Origin of the sequence: Thermoactinomyces sp. DSM 45892, assembly GCF_900107305.1 — a bacterium.
Classification (GTDB): domain Bacteria; phylum Bacillota; class Bacilli; order Thermoactinomycetales; family Thermoactinomycetaceae; genus Baia.
This window is the reverse complement of sequence record NZ_FNPL01000003.1, coordinates 36472-55324: the sequence shown is the minus strand read 5'-3', so window position 1 is coordinate 55324 and position 18853 is coordinate 36472. Positions and strand designations below refer to the sequence as shown.

18 protein-coding genes are annotated in these 18853 nt (G+C 36.7%); 3 read left to right on the top strand and 15 right to left on the bottom strand.

The genetic code is table 11. The features are described from left to right. Positions 1-25: 25 nt before the first annotated feature. A complete protein-coding gene (locus BLU58_RS03140; protein WP_176786470.1) occupies positions 26-1204 on the bottom strand; it encodes a restriction endonuclease subunit S in 1179 nt (392 codons plus the stop codon). Then, positions 1194-2705 carry a class I SAM-dependent DNA methyltransferase gene (locus tag BLU58_RS03135; RefSeq protein WP_255404571.1) on the bottom strand — a complete coding sequence of 504 codons (1512 nt, stop codon included), beginning with the start codon at positions 2703-2705 and terminating at the stop codon, positions 1194-1196. Before BLU58_RS03135 ends, BLU58_RS03140 begins: the two co-directional genes overlap by 11 nt. Positions 2706-2891: 186 nt before the next feature. Here BLU58_RS03135 and BLU58_RS03130 point away from each other — a divergent pair, with 186 nt between their 5' ends. Next, a complete protein-coding gene (locus BLU58_RS03130) occupies positions 2892-3251 on the top strand; it encodes a helix-turn-helix domain-containing protein (RefSeq protein WP_093290775.1) in 360 nt (119 codons plus the stop codon). A 499-nt stretch (positions 3252-3750) separates the two neighbouring features. On the opposite strand, the gene BLU58_RS03125 is transcribed toward BLU58_RS03130, so the two are convergent. The 9 genes from BLU58_RS03125 to BLU58_RS03085 form a co-directional block, all read right to left on the bottom strand. After that, positions 3751-4995, bottom strand: coding sequence for an MFS transporter (locus BLU58_RS03125; RefSeq protein WP_093290774.1), 1245 nt, complete (start codon positions 4993-4995; stop codon positions 3751-3753). 202 nt (positions 4996-5197) lie between these two features. Next, positions 5198-5848, bottom strand: a complete 651-nt coding sequence (locus BLU58_RS03120; protein WP_093290773.1) for a Type 1 glutamine amidotransferase-like domain-containing protein — start codon at positions 5846-5848, stop codon at positions 5198-5200. Positions 5849-6006: 158 nt separating this feature from the next. Beyond that, a complete protein-coding gene (locus BLU58_RS03115; RefSeq protein WP_093290772.1) occupies positions 6007-7224 on the bottom strand; it encodes a condensation domain-containing protein in 1218 nt (405 codons plus the stop codon). 54 nt (positions 7225-7278) lie between these two features. Then, a complete protein-coding gene (locus BLU58_RS03110; protein WP_093290771.1) occupies positions 7279-8520 on the bottom strand; it encodes an ATP-grasp domain-containing protein in 1242 nt (413 codons plus the stop codon). After that, on the bottom strand, positions 8517-9512 hold the full coding sequence (locus tag BLU58_RS03105; protein ID WP_176786469.1) for a tRNA ligase subunit PheS family protein: 996 nt from the start codon (positions 9510-9512) through the stop codon (positions 8517-8519). Before BLU58_RS03105 ends, BLU58_RS03110 begins: the two co-directional genes overlap by 4 nt. After that, on the bottom strand, positions 9505-9753 hold the full coding sequence (locus BLU58_RS03100) for an acyl carrier protein (protein WP_093290769.1): 249 nt from the start codon (positions 9751-9753) through the stop codon (positions 9505-9507). Before BLU58_RS03100 ends, BLU58_RS03105 begins: the two co-directional genes overlap by 8 nt. Before the next feature lie 52 nt (positions 9754-9805). Further along, positions 9806-11050 (bottom strand): radical SAM family protein, encoded by a 1245-nt coding sequence (locus tag BLU58_RS03095; RefSeq protein WP_093290768.1) that lies wholly within the window; start codon positions 11048-11050, stop codon positions 9806-9808. An 88-nt stretch (positions 11051-11138) separates the two neighbouring features. Beyond that, positions 11139-11876: an aldo/keto reductase gene (locus tag BLU58_RS03090; RefSeq protein WP_176786468.1), complete on the bottom strand. Its 738-nt coding sequence runs from the start codon at positions 11874-11876 to the stop codon at positions 11139-11141. Then, positions 11863-12636, bottom strand: a complete 774-nt coding sequence (locus tag BLU58_RS03085; protein WP_093290766.1) for a hypothetical protein — start codon at positions 12634-12636, stop codon at positions 11863-11865. The genes BLU58_RS03090 and BLU58_RS03085 overlap by 14 nt, the downstream gene beginning before the upstream one ends. A gap of 559 nt (positions 12637-13195) precedes the next feature. Between BLU58_RS03085 and BLU58_RS03080 the strand changes: the two genes are divergently transcribed. After that, positions 13196-14437, top strand: coding sequence for an ATP-grasp domain-containing protein (locus tag BLU58_RS03080; RefSeq protein ID WP_093290765.1), 1242 nt, complete (start codon positions 13196-13198; stop codon positions 14435-14437). A gap of 958 nt (positions 14438-15395) precedes the next feature. Here the strand turns inward: BLU58_RS03080 and BLU58_RS03075 are convergent. Beyond that, the gene (locus tag BLU58_RS03075) at positions 15396-15728 is read right to left on the bottom strand and encodes a hypothetical protein (protein WP_093290764.1); all 333 of its coding nucleotides are present in this window, start codon (positions 15726-15728) and stop codon (positions 15396-15398) included. A gap of 239 nt (positions 15729-15967) precedes the next feature. Here BLU58_RS03075 and BLU58_RS03070 point away from each other — a divergent pair, with 239 nt between their 5' ends. After that, entirely contained in the window at positions 15968-17335 is a 1368-nt protein-coding gene (locus tag BLU58_RS03070) for a helix-turn-helix transcriptional regulator (RefSeq protein ID WP_093290763.1), read from the top strand. Between the two features lie 188 nt (positions 17336-17523). Here BLU58_RS03070 and BLU58_RS16745 read toward each other — a convergent pair whose 3' ends face one another. From BLU58_RS16745 to BLU58_RS03055, 3 genes are read right to left on the bottom strand one after another with little or no spacing between them, the layout of a single operon-like run. Then, positions 17524-18330, bottom strand: coding sequence for an N-acetylmuramoyl-L-alanine amidase (locus tag BLU58_RS16745; protein WP_176786467.1), 807 nt, complete (start codon positions 18328-18330; stop codon positions 17524-17526). A gap of 1 nt (position 18331) precedes the next feature. Beyond that, entirely contained in the window at positions 18332-18553 is a 222-nt protein-coding gene (locus BLU58_RS03060) for a phage holin (RefSeq protein WP_093290761.1), read from the bottom strand. Between the two features lie 15 nt (positions 18554-18568). Beyond that, positions 18569-18847, bottom strand: coding sequence for a hypothetical protein (locus tag BLU58_RS03055; RefSeq protein ID WP_093290760.1), 279 nt, complete (start codon positions 18845-18847; stop codon positions 18569-18571). Positions 18848-18853 lie beyond the last annotated feature (6 nt).

The window sequence follows — 18853 nt, the reverse complement described above, 5'->3', positions numbered from 1 at the left end:
ATTCCCCCTGTATCTAGATGATAAACTATCGGTTAGTAACCAGGTCGGTGACGGATAACTCGCCTGACATCAGGCGGGGTAAGAGCGTGTCACGAAGAGCGGCAAGGCAAACATTTTCAGCTTTATTTGCAGAAATAATCCCCGTTAAGGAATCCTCAATTGCGTAGTATTTCATCAATGTATCATCAGGCGGCAAGTAAATCGATTTCATCATCAACGCTTCTTTATCAACCCCTTGACCCTCTCGAGTCGCTGGACGAATTAAGTCTTTGAAGTAAAAGGAGTAAGCCTTAATGAATGATTCAAGATACTTTGAGTTAATATTACTTTCAACGGCGAAAATATTGTATGCAGAACTCACCCCACCGATTGGTGAGCGCATAACTCCCCAGTTCAGGATTTCACGACTCATTCCAAAGACTAAATCTGTTTCTCGTACAATCTTATTCATAGTTGTTGTCTTAGAGAGAGATTTGTTAAATTTCTCGCTACGCGGGAATATTCCGTTGTCGGTGACCGAAAACAGCGGAATATTGGGGTCATTGCTTTTCTCAATACGTGGAGTGAGAAAAGCTGAAAACTTCACTTCCCGCCAATCGGTCGGCATCATTCCTCCAAACGGCTCAAAGTCCACGAACCACGATTTAAAAATGGCCTGTGCCATCTGTTCTAAATGATTGTTTATCGCTTTATTGACAGCAATCTTATCATCTAAAGCAGTCAAAGTATCGGCAACCTTCTGTTGTTCGTCTATTGGTGGCACAGTAACCTTGATACCGGCAAATGTAGCCTTTGTTATCGTGTCAAACACCGAGCCGTGCGTCTGGTTTTTCAGCAGTCGGATACTATCCTTCAGCAAGTAATAAAGGTAGGGCTGTATGACAATATCCTTCCTACCTCTAATTCCATAACACGACTGATTGAACGCCATTGGGAACGGAATCATTGCAAGCTCGCCAACTGTACCGCGAGCAGAAATGATAATGTCATCGCGCATTAACATTTTCGTAGAACTATTATTTAAACCTGCTTGTGTGATGGTCTTTGTGGTTTCATACACATAGCGGTCGTCATTGTTAAAGTCCTTGACTGAAAGCCACGGAATATTACCGTCCCAGTATTCAGGCATACTGGTCTTTGGTGTCCCACCACCAAAGAGATCGATAATATCGGCTAGCTGATAAGAAGTGCGCTCAGACTTCATATCCAATCGCCCCCAGTCTCTTTCGAATCTCATTCTCCAATTCATGGGAACGCTCAAACATCTCAGAGAGTTCACTCGTCAGCCGAGTCATTTTTTGCTCGAATGGCTCGCCATCATCCTCCTGCTTTTCGATGCCTACATAGCGCCCCGGTGTGAGGATATAGTCCTGCTTGGCTATATCAGCGATGGTGGCGGCAGCACAGAATCCTGGCACGTCTTCCAAGGTTCCTTGATGAAACTCTTTGAATGTATCGGCAATTTTAGCAATGTCCTCCATGGTCAGTTCGCGTAACTTCCGACTAACCATTGATCCCATCTTGCGAGCATCGATGAACAGAGTTTTGCCTTTCTGTGTCTTATTTCGACTGATGAACCACAGCGACACAGGAATCTGCGTAGTGTAGAACAACTGTGTGGGCATCGCGATAATACCTTCCACAAGATCGTCTTCTACCATCTCCTTGCGGATTTCCCCCTCACTTCCACTCTGAGAAGAGAGAGATCCATTGGCAAGAACTACTCCAATTTTTCCATTTGGTGCAAGGTGAGAAATCATATGTTGAAGCCATGCAAAGTTTGCGTTTCCTTTCGGAGGAAGACCATACTTCCAACGTGGGTCCTCATTTAGACTCCCATCGTTCCAGTCCGAAAGATTGAATGGTGGATTAGCGAGGATAAAGTCGGCTTTCAGTGTCTTGTGCAGGTCATTATGGAACGTATCAGCATTGTATCCTCCGAGGTCAGCTTCAATCCCACGAATGGCGAGGTTCATCAGAGCCATCTTGCGAGTCGTCGGATTGGAATCTTGTCCATAGATCGAAAGGTTGTTGATGTTGCCGGAGTGGCTCTCGACAAACTGCGCCGACTGTACATACATACCTCCAGAACCGCAACAAGGGTCATATACACGTCCTTGGAAAGGCTGTAAAACTTCAACAAGCGTCCGAACCACACAGGCAGGAGTATAGAATTCACCGGCACGCTTTCCTTCCTGCTCGGCGAACTTGGAAAGGCAGTATTCATAGGTCCGTCCAAGGATGTCTTTGTCCGTACCGTGCTCAACCATCTTAATATTGGTAAAAAGATCAACCACATTTCCTAAACGGCGCTTATCTAGTTCGGCACGGGCGTAGTTTTTCGGCAGAATGTCTTTCAGCCTCTTGTTCTCCTTTTCAATAGCTCGCATCGCGTCGTCAATAACCGTACCGATTTCCTCTTTGTGTGCAGCTTCGGAGATGACACTCCATCGCGCTAAAGGTGGGACAAAGAAGACGTTGACCTCAGCGTATGCATCTTTATCCTCCACATCATCATCATCGGCAAGCAGTTTTTGATAGCGAGCCTCAAATTGGTCGGAGATGTATTTTAAAAAGATAAGCCCCAGTACAACATGCTTGTATTCAGCTGCGTCCATATTTCCACGTAGAATATCAGCTGCCGCCCAGATTTGCTGTTCGAAACCGATTTCGACTGTGTTTTTATTTTTGTTTGTGATTACCAAAGCGTTTACTCCTTCTTGTTCATTGACGGTATTCATAATTTATTTATTCAGACGTTCAATGACAGGCAGATTTTTATCAGCACCTAGAACAGTGCGTTCTGTTATTGATCTTATTCCTCAATGATACTATAATCAGATCAATATATTAAGATTATTTTTCAATATATAATTAGGAGGTGTTTATATATGGACAAAAAAGCAGTCGGAGACCGTATTGTATTATTGAGAAAAGCCAAAGGCTGGAAAAGGAAAGATCTAGCTGCTCAAATAGGGGTATCATGGCAAGTTGTGACCAATCTTGAAACTGGAGCCACTTTGCCAACCCCTATCCAACTTGTTAACCTATCAAAAGTGTTAAATACCAGCACAGACTTTATTCTAGGTATAACCTCCACAACTTCCTCTTATCAAGACACTGACACACTTCCCATGATCGATCTACAGAAAATATTAGAGAATGCAGAAGCCCTCCAGTGGGGAAACCGTATTCTTTCTCCCGAGCAACGGAAGTTAATAAAAGGACTTGTATATGTGGCAGCTGAATAGTCTACACTCGGCAGGGGTATTTACCTCTGTTTTTTTGTTGTACAAAATTACATATATATATAGAAGAAACTCGTTTTTTACAGCCGGAATACAATCACATCACACCTACTTTTTTGGGAAAGACTACACAACATCACAATGATTATGTGGAGTTGATACTGTGGGATCTGTTGTTGTGTTTGGAGTACATGTAGTCTTTCTATTAATTTTCATCTTCCTTGCTTGCGTCTTTGTAAAAACAGGTAAAAAATAGTGGTAAAGAATATCCATTTACGGACACAGGAAAACATTACTTATTGTTTGGATAGTCATACTCATCATCTCGATTTTTCTCATCTTCGGATCTCTATTCATTATCTCAATGGATATCGTACAAGGTTATCTTCCTCAATTTCCTTGTAAAGATGAAATACGAAAAGTAAATGGTTGCGCTGATCAGTAAATGGTAGATTGTTGAGTCATATTTGATCAAGAGGGTCATGCATACTAATGACAAGCATTAACCAGATTGATTCTTTTTATCTAATCTTATTTGGATTCTAGGTAAAATAAGGTAAAAAATACCTACACCTATTAATCCAATACCTGTAATAATTATTGATAGCAAAAGTGGTGCTACATACGAGCTTATTGTAACAATAATTGATGAGATTAGCATCGCCATATTAAACGATAGCCCACTTACTGCCATATAAGAACTCCGAGAATTATCCGGTGGAAGTGCGGCTAAATACGACTGTTGCACAGGAACTTTTATTACCTCACCAATTGTTGCTATTATCATTACAATGATTAATATCCAAATATTGTTGAAGTATGTCATAATCCCAAAACCAATCACAGATAAGAAAGCACCACCAACTAAAACATGTCTATCCTTAAGTTTTTTTACTAAATAAGCAGTAATTAGTGATAAAATTACTACTAATAATGTGTTCTCCATTCTTAAAATACCAATTAATCCTAATCCATCAATATTCCAATATAGTATTTTTTGTATAGATATCTCTTCAGTTAGTCGAATACCGATATAGTTAGTTAAATGAAACTCCATAGAAAGAACTAATATTCCAGCAAGAGTAAACAAAATAAACAATCTATCCTTAAAAACCCCGAAATATATGTTTTTGATTTCAATTATGTGTGATGAAGAACTCTTCTTTTGCGTCGGGAAATAGCTTTCCTTCATAAAACATACAATTAAAATTATACTTAATAAGGAACCAAAGGATAGAGCGACCAATAATTCATACAAATATTTGTTAAACAGAAGCGCACCAATCATTGCACTAACTGCGATAGATATGTTATTGGTCCAATAAATAATTGAATACATCAGTTTACGCTGCTCTGGCTTACTTACATCAATTAGCATTGCTTGATTAGCAGGACTTACTAATCCCCAACAAACGGCGTTTATTGTTGTCATAAAAAATGTTATTACTGGTGAATTGAACCACGGTGAATTGCAGATCATCATAGAAAAAAATGCAACAAACCTTAAGAGCTCAGCAGTCCTTATAATCTTTATTCTTCCATAACGATCAGAAAAATAACCACTAATAAAATTAGTCCCTATCCCAATTAAAACATTAAACATAAGTAATAGCCCAGCAATCTTTGTTCCAAAATGCTGCGATAAGTATATTGTCATAAATGGAAAAATCATGTTCCCTAAAAAACCACTAAGCAACTTTTCAAAAATACGAATTTTAACATTAACGTGAAAATCAGCAAATTTCATTACTATTCCATCCGTTTCTATAACAATTTAATGAGTCAACAGATGTTTCATTATTATAGAGATATAATATCAGAAGTATCCTACACTATTTTTGCTTCTTCGTTTACAAACTACCTAGTTAACACCATTTAAAGTAGGACTTTATCTGTAGTCTGAAGCGCTCAATAATAAAGAGCTCATCACTTGCTCTACTCACAGGTCCCTAACCTTGCATAAATCCATGGCTTGATACCTTATATATCCCATCTCCAAACAACCTCATTTTATTCTCATCATCAAAACGAATCGCAGAGGAATCTGCAATACAGTAAAAGTGATCCATATTTTTGGCGACATCTAAAACTGTTTCTTCTTGCACTTTATTTCCTCTTTCAAAATGAACCTCAACCGTGATATCGACCAGGTTAAAACCAGAATAAACATAGTTTTGATCAACCTCATGAATTTGAGTTAATACAGCTGTCTTACACATATTTATCGCGCCTGCACTAATTCCCACTATCACACCTTTGCAATTTTTTAGAGTGATCTGAAGGTCATTTTTTTTAATAAAATCATATTGTTGCAATGTATCTCCACCCATCAAACATATAGCATCTGCGCTCTCTAATTCTTTCCGCATGACTTCATTTTCTACTTCACTATATAAAATAACTGAATCTCGAAATACGACATCAACTTTTCTAAAATAGTCCAGAATTTCAGTTGTGTATTTTCTTGTCTTGAGATGCTCATCTGGGGTTGATGGAATAAAAACTATCTTATTTGTTTTGAAATCTTTATTTAAAGTTTCTTTCAATCCATTTTCAAATTCAAGCAAACAATCAATTTTGCTAAATAAATATCTAATCATGCACTCTCACCACCCTTTTCTGTTTTATATCTAAATAGACTTGAGATGAGTAATTAAACTAAAGGGTAATAGTTACTTGCAACATTTAGGAAATTTATATTAACCAATTACTCATCTCAAACCAATAAAGCCATACTTTTGGCTGAAGTTACGATATACTATGTCAATTCATCTAGTTCTTGCGTTAATTTTTCAATTTCATCCAGCATAATTTCTTCAAATTTACCCATTTGATCAGAAATCTCTGGAGAGTACAAAAAGTAAACTTTAAAACTAGTAAGAGATGGTGCGCAAACAACCTTAATACTCAAAAAATGTCTTTTGTCCCTAGGAAGGTATTTCTTAAATCCAATTCGATAATCAGAGTCTGGTGACTGGCCACTAATCAACAGAACAAGTGGTTCCATATAATCCGTAGTCTGCTTTTCTTTAATAGAGGTCTTCTGCAAGAATGTCACATACTCTTTAGCATTTTTAAAAGGATTTTTTCGATATTCCCGATAATCATCAATTCTTTTTTCTCTCGTTGAAGATACATGCTGAGTCAACATGATTTCATCATGAAAATCTCCAAAATCCTTTGCATAAACAACATCATCAAAGCTTCGACCATTGGTCAATACGCAAATTGGTAGTTCATCATACATCGGGAATAATCTAAACAGTACAGAATAAACAATATGATACCAAAACTCTTCTACAGTATAGTTTCTATGTTTGAAAAAGAATAAGCTAGAAAAAGAAATCATCATCGATTCATTGCTTGGAATTTTATACTTTGAATATATGTCAGCTTTTAACTTACAATATGTCTCAAAATAACTAAAATTCTTAGCTTCTATATTATCAATATAGCGATTGATTTTGTCCAAAGTAATTAAATCTTTTGTACAGCCATGTAAGATCCTATTCTTAAAATCAAAATCTCCATCCGACAACATGTGATTAAAAACACCTAGAAAGTAAGTTTTTTTATCATCATGTTTAATGAATGCAATATTGTATAGAGCATCTCCAAAAATATTCCTTTTCTTCAAATCATTAGACAGATGAACAAAATAATCCTCTATGCTATCTTCAGATGACTCATACACTGGAATATGCACATCATCGTTGTATTTATGGACATTTAGATTGATTTGGCCATCTTCTGTTTTATTAAAGCTAGATCTTAATAAATCATTCTTTCGGATAATTTCTTTAACATTCCTAATCATCATGTCTAGATTACCTGTCTCAAAAAAGCAAATATATGGAACTAACCATTCCCGAATATTTTCATATTGGATATACTTGTAGTGAACAGGATATACAGATCTACTATATTCAACTTCATTACTAATGATATCCCTATTTAATAGGTATTGTTGCTGCATTATTATCCAGTCCTCTCATATAGTACTCACTAAGCAAGCAAACAACAAATATTTTTATGGATTTCCAGATCCTACAATTTTTAATTTAACTCCAAAATTACAGTCAGCCTCTTGAAACAATTCATCAAGAGTAGTGTATTTTCCAATAATCAACCCTAAGAGATTGGCTCCATTTAGATGTTCAGGAGGAATGTAATCCTCTTCTTTGGCTAGTAGTATTAAATCATAATTATCATGGTTTTGCACTCTTTCCACTCCCTCAATCTTCTCAATAAATCCATGTCCTTCATAGGAAAGAGTATACGAAAATGATAATCCTTTTACTTCCTCACTCCTAGCGTCTTGTGGAGCTTTAAGAGTTGATAATATCTTTTCATCTCCTGTCATAATGGCAAAATAGAGCTCAAAAATATCGAAACTAACCCGCTGTTGAAATGCTTTATAAAATAGGCCACCTGCTCCTGGTCTAAAACCAGCTTCAATAAGTGAGAATGAAGCACCATTATACTTAACTTCCACATGGGTAACTCCACTCCTCATCCCAAGACTATAGACTGCGTTATTTGCTAAGGAGATAATTTCATCTGAGAGACTACTTTCATCTCTAGGAGGAGTGTAATAAAGTCTATCTTGAAAATATGGTGGATTACTACCTCTTTTCTTCATAACAAAAGAGGTATGAGGTTCGCCTTTAAACCAAAAAGTATCTACTGAATACTCTTCACCTGCGAAATATTCTTCTAGCAAAACGGACATAAAATTACTATCATCTTTTGCAATCTTGTTATACATTGTAATTTGTAAAAGTTGACTGTTTAGATCTGTTTCATTATCAACCAATTTAACTCCTGTGCTTGAAAATCCCGCAATCGGCTTTATAATACATGGATAAGAAAGTTCACTAGTGTCGATTCCATTCTCATGTAATAAATACTTGCTAGTAGGAAATCCATTCTCTAACCAGATTTGTTTCATAAGTGATTTATCTCTTAAAACATGTGGATCAGTATATTGATTTACACCCATATTGAAGTGTTGGTTCAATTTTTCTGTTAAAACTACGCTCCTTTCTCTGGTGGTAAAGATCGAATCTACACAATCAACAATTTTCTCAATCTCCTCAACTACTTTATCATAATCCGCTCTGACATCTAATTTGATATCGTTAAATTGAGGGAAGTCACTAATGATTCTCTCATCATTAGTGACAATAAAAATTTCGTATCTTTCAATGAACCTTACACACTCTACCAAAAAAAAATCCGTTGGATCTATTATAATTATCCCTTTTTTCATAACTCACCTGCATCCTTAAGTATCTCAATGATACGATTTAGGCCAAATCCAACACACATTGACTGTATATACGACTTATCTTCTCTTGTAATAGAGAATTTCTGGCTAAAATAGCTACCATGATAATTGGACGAACAAATAGAAATATACTTATCTTCGATAGGAGTATACACTTCTAATTCAATCTTTGACTTATTTAACACCTGATATAGAATCCGTTCCACATCATTAGTAATAAAAGAGTCATTAGCAATTCTAATTCTGTACTTTAATCCGATACTATCACCCATTATCTTAAACAGCGCCATGATTTTCTCTTTCAGTACAGCGAGCTGATTATCTGAATCAAAGAAAACAAGTTCAGTCATTTTGAATTTTGGCAGACGAAATCTGTCATAATCTTTTTCATTTCGGTAACAATTTCCAGTTACCATTTGTATAGTATGGCTCTTTACTTTTGAATAGCAATGATGGCACAAGGCATAGTTATAAAATGTTTTGTTGATCTTTCCACTTAGCAACGCCCCTTGATTACTATCTAATCTTAACTTTTCTGAGGAATACTCATCTAGTATATCTATAGGTTGCATTGTCTTATCGACTTGAAATATTTCTAATAGAATATTAGATAATCCTCTATTAAACTCATCCAATACATTCAAAGTAGAAATCTGGTTACCGATATTTTTATATCTCAGCATCAGTTGATTAACAGAGTTTTTAATTCTCTCTAATCCATATTTCCCGACCAGATTGTCTAGTTTTTCTGGATCACAATCAATACATTTTTCCTTAAAATAGAGATCTTTGTTCTTACTCCATATCGCTTGAAGGGCACTTACTTCTCTGCTAATCAATTGATGAATCCCATCATTAAGGTGCAGTTGTTCATCCTCAAGTCTAATTTCTTCATTACAATATTTTTGCTTATAAAGCTCCAAAATCAGCTTTTGAACTTCTTTAGGAAAGCTAGCTAAATTAACACTAAGCATTTCGCTCACCATATTTTTCTAAGATCACTTCTATGCTTTTAAGTGTATTCAGGCTTTCAATATCTTCAATGGTAAAGTTATAGCTCTCTCCTAAATCAACAAGAAGTGCCATGTAGTTTAATGAATCTATTCCTAGCTCAAATAAACTAGAATCCCTCCATTCTTCATAATTTTTTTCAATAGCTTCATACACACCTTCTGTAATATTCTTTTCCAATATTCCCAATACTTCTTTTTTCATCTCTGATACCCCATTATATATTTAAATAGTATTCTTAATGTTGCATTCCTTTTCAGTTGTTAATAGCATCAGCTATAACTCGTAAAATAGTCTGCCTCACTGCTGGTGTAAACGTATCTAAAGATGGAGTAGTCTCCAGCTGCAGATTCTTCTCATCCAAAGATACCACATTTACTGGGATCCCTATTTCATCTAATTTGCTTTGAACTTTAAAAACACTCTGTTCAGAAATAGAACAATTTGTACAAATACTCCTTTGAGAATCTGGACATACAGATCTACCACAATCCATAGGCTTTTCAAATTGTAAAAGAGTAATACTCGGCACTTCGAGAGCATGAGTCAATGCACAAGAAGAGTGGTAGAAAACTGGAACTCCCGGGAATGATTCATTGCACATTTCCACAATAGATTCCCATAACTCATCTGACATGCTCTTAATGTTATCCTCTTTGATAATTTGAGGCATCTCCAAATCACGTGCCTCTGTCAATCCATATTCAATACCTTCTGTCCAGCGGAGTCCACCTGGCACAATGGAATCAATACACCCACTATAGTTTTCTTTTACAAAGTTTATCATATACGCCACGTTTTCAACTGTACCGTTCCATTCTGGAACTAGCGGCCTCATATACCAATTGACAGAAATATTATTAATATGTCGGATTTTTTCAAGGTGAGCGAATCTATTATTTCTAGCAGGTTCAATTTCCTTTGGAGCATTCGACCAACATAAAGAAATAATAATTTTATTTGTTTGTGCAATCTCTTCAAAGTCGACAATTTTATCAGCCGGAATTCCAAATTTAGTTACAATCCAGAACGGATTTTTCAATCCTCTTTTAGTAAAAGCTCTCATCAGATCAAATGTACTATTGCAAACTTCACCTCTTGCAAATGGTTCCGTACTAGATGTTCCGATACTAATGATACTTTTATCACTAATGAAGTATGGATGTTCTATCAGACTATCAACGATTTCATCGACTGTAAAACTATTCCTTTTGACTGGCTTCACATGCATCTTGCCCTCGCCCTGCATATCTTCAACCATTCCTTGGACGTGACAATAACTACACTGCAAAGCACAACCAGTCCAAAGATCTATACTAAATGAGTTATTTGACACACTCACACAAGAAAGTGGATGCGAACGATCTGGAATCAATACAGCATACATATATTCTCTCATCATATATTCTGTTCCAGTCCTTAAACCTTTTACAGGAACGAATGTTTCTATATTAGCTGACTCAAAATATTCTTTCTTAGTTAAAGTCATTTGATTCGACATATTTAAAACCCCTATCAATTTATTGTAGTGAATTATATAGTCCAGAAAATGCAATGGATAGTGCATCTTACAATTTATGAGTTGAACATTAAATACACTTGAAAATCTCAACATTTCTCTCTATTTGTTCTTTGGATGTCATCCCTACTGCTATATAAGATGATATAAGCGAAGCTTGTGTAAATGCTTCTTTAACAATTTTTTCTTTATCTTCCTTATCCAACAAAAAATTTCCCTGTTTGAACAAGCTTCGTATTATGACTTCAATACCATTAGATTCTAGATATCTATAATTATTCTCAATCCAGACATCATCCACATTGTAAGGAGTCTCTAAAATATCAATAAGGGATAATATTTCAGAATTAAGGACTCCATTATAAGAATTAGGTAACGATAGACCGATTTTTTGGCATACACCTTGCTTTTTCAATTCCCCTAAATATTGAAGAATGCATGCAACCTCTCTCCAATTATCGCTCCAATTGTGTAAAAGAACTGTTTTAGGATTGCACTTTAAATTTTGAATAGATTTTGTAAGACATTCCTCAATCCAAGCTTCATCATAAAAATCTCTGATATGCCCCTTTTCTTGCAAAAAAGGCTTTCGCTTAGCAGGAATTTTGGTTATAACGTTTTTTTTGCCCATATCAAACTCTGACAAAATCTTCTCTACATCACCTTGACCGTACACTAAAGCAGTATCAAAACTCTCAATCCCTAGCTCAATGGCATAGGCTACTAACGAAATGGCCTCGCTTCTTGAGACCTTATTGAAATTTGATTCAAACTGCCATGTACCATAACAAAGCTTACTTAATCCCAATGATTTGCCCCCCAACTATTTTCTCATGCATTTCTTTTGTCAAGTTAAGTACTTCACTTTTTTCATTAGCCATAGCATAGGTTTCGAATAAATTGTACAATTCAAAACTCCCTATACTCTCCATCCCTTCTTTAAATCTTTTGAAACCAGAAAGGAAGTCAAACTCTCTAAGTGAATAAATTCTCATAAACACCAAGAGCAAGTCATTTCGTAACATAGCAATTTCAAGGAGGTTTTCAGTTTTCGACATATACAGAATCTTTAAATTAACTTCCTCTACACATCTAGCCAAAATCATTTCTCTATAACTTGTCATATTCGTCTTGACATATTGTATAATACTTTCAAATTCAGATTTTTTATCATACAGTATTTTACTGTATAAAATATCTTGAATAAGTACTTCAGGTATCCAGTATCCCATTGCCCACTCTCTATGTTCTCCAATGGGCTGAGCTGGTTTAAATATATTTGCTATTTTATTGTGAAACTCATCTAACGTAAATAAAGCAATATTAATATCTTTTTCATTCTCTACACCAATTCTAATACTATCATCACACATAATCGTATAATATTCACTAAACAATTGTGCCACTCGATCGTAAATCTGATCGCCAGTATGCAACACCAATAAGTCATAATCATTAAATGTTCTATTAATATTAATAGAACCAACAAGCGCAATACTCTCAATGTAGTCTTCTACACTTAAGTCTGCGACAACTTTTCTAACTATTCCACTTAATTTAGCTTTCATTTCCCACCATCCTTGTTTAAATTTATTACACATTAACATACAAGATATTTTTTTTCAAATGTCTTTTTGTTATCAGGCCTGTTGATTAACCAATAAACGGAATAAAAATGCACCTTTATTTGATAAAAAGGGGCAATAAACCGCTATAAACAAGAGAAGCAATCGTTTATGATGTGCCTGAAGAACAGCGTATATATAGAGCCGTGGAAATCGCTTCGGCGTTAGAAAGTAGAGGGTTTCTTGGTTCTACAGAATATCGTTTGTATATCAGGAGCATCATAGCATCAATTCTAGGGAAAATCCCTTCTGGTTATTCCAGTTTCTGGTTAATCAATAGGCCTGTTTTGTTATATATAAGGAATATTGTTTTATGCTTATTTTGTAAAAATTCTAGTGGATAAATAAAATGACCCATAATACAATTGGAATAGCTCTTTTCGCAGTGCTTGATCCCTCTGTTAGGACCACGGTGTTTGTATGTGGTAACATCTAACCATACAAATAACACATCGACCCAAACTAATACTAAAGATATCAAAAAAATTGTGAGGTAAACACTATGAATCAAAAAATTATCTGTATTGAGGTACCGGAGTTTACATTCAATAAATTGAAAATTATAGCTGATCAAAACCAAGATGAACTATTCTTATTAACCAGCGATCAAAAGCGGTGTTGCAACTACTATACCTTTAACGTTGATGTCCGCAGTGAGTATTCAAAAGCGAAGGAAATAATAGAAAAAAACATAGGAAAGCCTTCTGTAATTTTTACCACTCAAGAAATGTTTGTAACACAGGCTACTTTGTTAGCAACTGAGTTTAATATCAGCCAAAATATTCCTAAATCTACTGATATTTTTAGAAACAAATTTAAAATGAAAGATATATGGAGACAAAAAGGGGTTCGTACACCACAAGGGGAATATTACAAACTTGCAAGCGAAATTCAACAGCTATCATATCCAGTAATACTAAAACCATCGCTAGGTTATTCAAGCTGTGGAGTAAAAAAAGTAATTGACGAACAAGACCTTAGAGAACAACTTAAAAAAATAAATATTGTTAATTTGACTCTAATGGCCAAAGAGAGCCAAAAAGACACAGGCTTTATTGTTGAAGAATATTTGGATGGAAAAGAGTTTTCTGTGGACACAATTTGGTATAACGGTAATCCCATTTGTTCATGTATTTTTTCTAAAGGCAGTCTGCTAGGCCCCTATTTTTCTGATCGTTTATATTATATAGATTCTAAATTAGATACATTGCTGCAACAAGAAATTATATCGCTATCGATCAAGGCTGTTAAGGCTATTGGAATAGGGAGTGGTGCTACTCATACAGAGATTAGATTCCACCAAGCAATCCCTTATATTTTAGAAACAGCCTGTCGTCCTGGGGGTGGAGGAGACAGTTATGATTTATTTAGTAGAGCAACCGGAATCGACTTCTACAGTGTATACTACGCTGCACTTATCAGCAAAAATGAACAAATATTAGTGGAAGCGAAAGAAAAAATGGACAAGAGGGTACTATCTAAACAACTATTTTTTAAGTATTATATACCACATAAAGGCTCTGGAGTAATTCAAGAAGTCAACGGCTTGGATCAGTTAAGAAGAAATAGGCCAGAGATCTTAGATGTATTTTGTCACATAGCACCAGGCTCTGTTCTTTTAAAAGATGATTTGAATCTTGATTATTTTTGTATAGTAACTGGTCAACTCCCCACTACACAACAATTGCATATTGAGGACTTTGTTAAACAATACGATAATATTTTGCAAATTATCTACCGCTAATTTGTGTGCTGTCAATCTACATTCAACACTCCAAAAACATCAATATAATTTCCAGGCTAGAATCCTGATAGTCAGCTGAGCATCTCTAAGAAGGTCAATCAGCTCTTCACCCAAGGAGGCAATGTAATGGTTACAGAGCTCTAGTAGATCGATTATGGAAGTATTTACAGTAGGATTTCAGTAAGAAATAGTCAATCGAGTAAGAGGGGGTGACTAACCCCCGTCTTCTCACACCACCGTACGTACCGTTCGGTATACGGCGGTTCGGTAAATCAATAATGGAAGTATCAACTTCGTATTGTTAAGCGTAGGATTCACTCAGCGCTCCCAACTTTTATCTTCGGGTTCCACCCTATTTTCTGTTGGGTAGCCCCTTACGGGTTATCTGCTTTCACCATGAATTGCCCTCTTAACGCAAGATTATGATTTACCGTCAAGTCCTTCCCTAGCCTATCCTTTCGGTAGGATCAACAGTACTATGACTTAAACTGACTTCTGGTCGTTCAGCAATACCTCACGGTATGGGTTACTCATGGGGATACATTTGATTCCCTGCTAGAGCATACCGTCCAGATCTCCCCGGGTAAGAATGATAACCTTCGTCCCATGTAACCGCTACATTTACTGAATAGAGCTCGGGCAGTATTGGACTTTGTTTTGTTCAGCAAACTCGTCCGCTCGTCATCAGCCTTATTATGTAGTTTCTGTACGTCGGTTCGGGATTTTGCCGCCGGCTTCCTTCAGATTCCACCTCACGGTGGACACCCTTGCCTTGAGCTAACAGTTCCTACTGCCAAGCCTGTAGTGGACTTTCACCACCAAGTTATCACCCATGCCGGGCGCACTGAAAACGAACTGCATCCGTGTTGGATGCAGTTCGTTTTTTACATCCATGATATACTAAACGTATAGGAGAATAACTCTGTTTTGTCTACCTCCTATGTATCTGATTTTGTATTCACTCAGGCCATGTGCGGTGGCCTTTTTTGTTGTCTGCGAAAATGTCGTAACTCTTCCCGCAAAAAAATGTTACATCATCTCCAATCCTTACTCTCATTACATCTAGCAATGGAAGACGGATTATCAAGCCATCAACGGTTTCCATTTCGATGATGTCCACCCTCTCTTGAGGAGCGTGACTGATCGAGCATTGTGAGTAAGAGCTAATCTCTCCATTTTGTATTTCACAATCGTCTTTTGACTCATGTATTTCCACGCTCGGATTGCGATCCAACTCATACAAAAACGCATCAATTTGCTTGTCTGGACCTTCCAGTCTCAGTTTTAACAATAAATCACCTCATTTCTAATTCTGTTATCCGAATTATAGATTAAATCAGAACCATAAATCTATGATTCTACTGTGTAAGTTATACTTTGCACGGTGGAACATATATGGGGACTTTTATGACCTTACTCCTCTCATTTTTCACTTAAAACCACACTTTGTTTACTGAACTGAATAAACAGTTTGATTTATCAATCAATTTCTTGTATGTTGTTAACAAGATCGATGAAAGGTGGAGTTATATGGATTTTCAGCTAGAAAATGATGCCATTCGGTATGTGTTGAGAAGGAGACGAATGAAGGAACTGGGTAAAAGCATGGGGGATTTGGAAGACTACCTAATCTCAAAATCAACCATTAGTAATATCGAAAAAGCGAAAGGGAAGTTTGCCTCAAGAACCATTGAGATTTATCTGGAGAAATTGGGACTAACGGAGGACGAGATCCTCAAAAAAGCCCAAGAAGTGAGGAGAAATTTAGTAGAGTACTCTGATCAATTAGATGCAGTTGGACATATCATTGACCTAGGGTATCAATCTATTGCCTTAAAGCAACTAGGGAGATTTGAATTTGAGGAATATCATCCTTTAATGATTTGTGTTGTGTTTCTATACGGCCGAATCTTCTATGAAGAGAAAGATTATGATAGGGCCAAGGAAAAATATCTTCTCGCAATTGAGCTCTGCAAAAAGAAGTACAATCACAATCCATCGGACAATATTATAGCTAGATGTTATAAAGAACTAGCTCGATGTAGCTATAAAACCAATAACCTCGACCAAACATTGCAATATGTAGACTTAGGATTGGACTCTTATGATGAAACAAAAGAGGGAAAAGAAATCAAATATCATCTCTTGGGCAATAAGGTCATGTACTTATCAAAGTCCTCTCAAAATGAACAAGCCTCCCGATTACTGGACCAAATATGGCCCGAAGTGGAGAAGTTAGACAGTAGCCACGAAGATACCTCCGTGTTCAACCTCTACAAACATCGATCTATCCTCTTGCGTGACTCAAAAATGTATGCAGAGGCTCATCAATGTTGTAGAAAGGGAATGCAAATTGCTAGAAATCGATCTAATAATAGCATGATTGGTCACTATCTTGATTTTCTCATTATTTCGGGTAGCATTTACTTGAAACAAAAGATGTTTAACAAAGCATTCGATCGATTGGTACTTGCCATCGATTCAGATTCAGACCTCCACTCCCCACGCAGGCATATGGATGCCCATACTTATTTAGGTATTTTGTTCAGCTCAAAAAAAGATTGGAAACAGGCTATCTATCATCTAAACAAAGCCATACAACTCGAGCAAGAGAATCCTGACCCATTCCGATTGTCTCAAACACTCATAGTAATGGGAGATGTCTATTTGTTGCAGGATCAACTCTTAGAAGCTCTTAATTACTATCAAAAATCGATTACAATCTCCGAAAAATACAACTTCAGACAGAGGGAATATGCAGCTTTATGGAAATTGGTTGATTGTTTTGATAAACTAAATGAAAGTAAACAGAAACGTGATTGTCTGGAGAAGATGCATCACCTTCAAAAAGATTTCTTCATACCTGTGCAGAGTGAGGTGGTCCTGTATGAAGTATAATTATCTGATTTCTCCATCTACTTGGATGTATGGAGATGACGATGATACGTAAATGAATGAATATGGATACTGTGCAGTTATCAATATGTTTTATGAGCAAAGCAGGGATGAATTGTCCCTGCTTTTGTTTGTCGATTAATCGTCCTTTATTTCTTACTCATCAGGCATTAGCTCGGCGGGTTATATGTTTAGGGGAACAACTTATTCCATGTCAGTGGTCCAACAATACCGTCAACAGACAGCCCATTCTTCCTTTGAAACACCTTCACAGCATTTTGAGTTTTGGGTCCAAAGATCCCATCAACTGAAAGTCCACCCAGTGCACGCTGAATCATCTTTACATATTCTCCTCGTGATCCCTTTCGGATAAGAGATCCCGGATAAGATGATGGCATAGATGTGGAGGAAGCACTAGATGAACTGGTTGAGTACGACACTCCAAAGTATTCACAGATGCCTTTTGCCGTCTCTACTGCACACTCTTTTTGGAATGCTGGATCAATCATACGCTTCGCCTCAACTAAACCCGGATCATCCATGAAACCAAATTCGATGAGAGTGGCTGGCATATTTGTCTTTCGGATCACCCAAAGATGGTTACCCGACTTTAGTCCCCGATTCTTTTGCGGTGTTCCCTTTGTCACTTGGTTGTGAATACAAGTTGCTAAACGTCTACCTCTACTCGATCCAGTGTGATAAAAAGTTTCAACTCCAGCGCCACCTCCAGCATTATAGTGACAGCTGATATAAGCATCTGCTTTAGCCCTATTCGCTGTTGCTATTCTAGTAGATAACGGTGTATCCACATCCGTTGGTGCCACAAGAATGGTACGAAATCCACACCTTTTTAACTCTGTATCTAAATAGTTAACGACCGCTCGGTTAAATTGATTTTCATAGATAACCCCAACACCAGAAATGTTGGGGGTTCTTTTTCCTAATGTTGGTTTGGGTCCAAGCCCATGACCATCATCTAATGCTATCAAGTATGCCATATTAAATATCCTCCTTATCATCTAGAAATCCTTGATTTGTAGTTGTCGGATCACTCAAAACTCCAAGAACAACAAGAAAACCAAGAATAGACATTACAGCTTCTTTTCCTGATGCCAATTGTTCTGGTAATACATCCACACCTGCCGCTCCTAAAATAATCGGAACCACAGATAATAGACTGACCCACAAACCTTTATTTTTCCACCTCTGTTTATCTTTCATATACATATCCCTCTCTTATCCTCGTTGAATGATCCACACAAAAAGACCGAGACCTGCTGCCAGTAAAGCTCCCACCAGCATTCGATCTCGGTTTGATATTTTTTCATGAAGTTGTTTCAACTCTTGTCGTATATCCCTGCTATCTATTTCCAATCTCTCTATGTCCATCTGAAGGCGATAGACTTCATTGGATTGTTTCTCTCGAATTACTGCTATATCAGTCTGCATCTGGTCTAACCTTTCATCCAGTCGATCTAGTTTTGAAACTAGTTCTTGAATCTGATTCTCTCCCATATTTAC

Bases quoted from the DNA above. Each gene is read 5' to 3' on its own strand.
- BLU58_RS03100 (WP_093290769.1), bottom strand. From the start codon at position 9,753: ATGAAAAAAGAAGTATTGGGAATATTGGAAAAGAATATTACAGAAGGT.
- BLU58_RS03125 (WP_093290774.1), bottom strand. From the start codon at position 4,995: ATGAAATTTGCTGATTTTCACGTTAATGTTAAAATTCGTATTTTTGAA.
- BLU58_RS03095 (WP_093290768.1), bottom strand. From the start codon at position 11,050: ATGTCGAATCAAATGACTTTAACTAAGAAAGAATATTTTGAGTCAGCT.
- BLU58_RS03105 (WP_176786469.1), bottom strand. From the start codon at position 9,512: ATGCTTAGTGTTAATTTAGCTAGCTTTCCTAAAGAAGTTCAAAAGCTG.
- BLU58_RS03110 (WP_093290771.1), bottom strand. From the start codon at position 8,520: ATGAAAAAAGGGATAATTATAATAGATCCAACGGATTTTTTTTTGGTA.
- BLU58_RS03115 (WP_093290772.1), bottom strand. From the start codon at position 7,224: ATGCAGCAACAATACCTATTAAATAGGGATATCATTAGTAATGAAGTT.
- BLU58_RS03070 (WP_093290763.1), top strand. From the start codon at position 15,968: ATGGATTTTCAGCTAGAAAATGATGCCATTCGGTATGTGTTGAGAAGG.
- BLU58_RS03130 (WP_093290775.1), top strand. From the start codon at position 2,892: ATGGACAAAAAAGCAGTCGGAGACCGTATTGTATTATTGAGAAAAGCC.
- BLU58_RS03060 (WP_093290761.1), bottom strand. From the start codon at position 18,553: ATGAAAGATAAACAGAGGTGGAAAAATAAAGGTTTGTGGGTCAGTCTA.
- BLU58_RS03140 (WP_176786470.1), bottom strand. From the start codon at position 1,204: ATGAAGTCTGAGCGCACTTCTTATCAGCTAGCCGATATTATCGATCTC.
- BLU58_RS03055 (WP_093290760.1), bottom strand. From the start codon at position 18,847: ATGGGAGAGAATCAGATTCAAGAACTAGTTTCAAAACTAGATCGACTG.
- BLU58_RS03080 (WP_093290765.1), top strand. From the start codon at position 13,196: ATGAATCAAAAAATTATCTGTATTGAGGTACCGGAGTTTACATTCAAT.
- BLU58_RS03085 (WP_093290766.1), bottom strand. From the start codon at position 12,636: ATGAAAGCTAAATTAAGTGGAATAGTTAGAAAAGTTGTCGCAGACTTA.
- BLU58_RS16745 (WP_176786467.1), bottom strand. From the start codon at position 18,330: ATGGCATACTTGATAGCATTAGATGATGGTCATGGGCTTGGACCCAAA.
- BLU58_RS03120 (WP_093290773.1), bottom strand. From the start codon at position 5,848: ATGATTAGATATTTATTTAGCAAAATTGATTGTTTGCTTGAATTTGAA.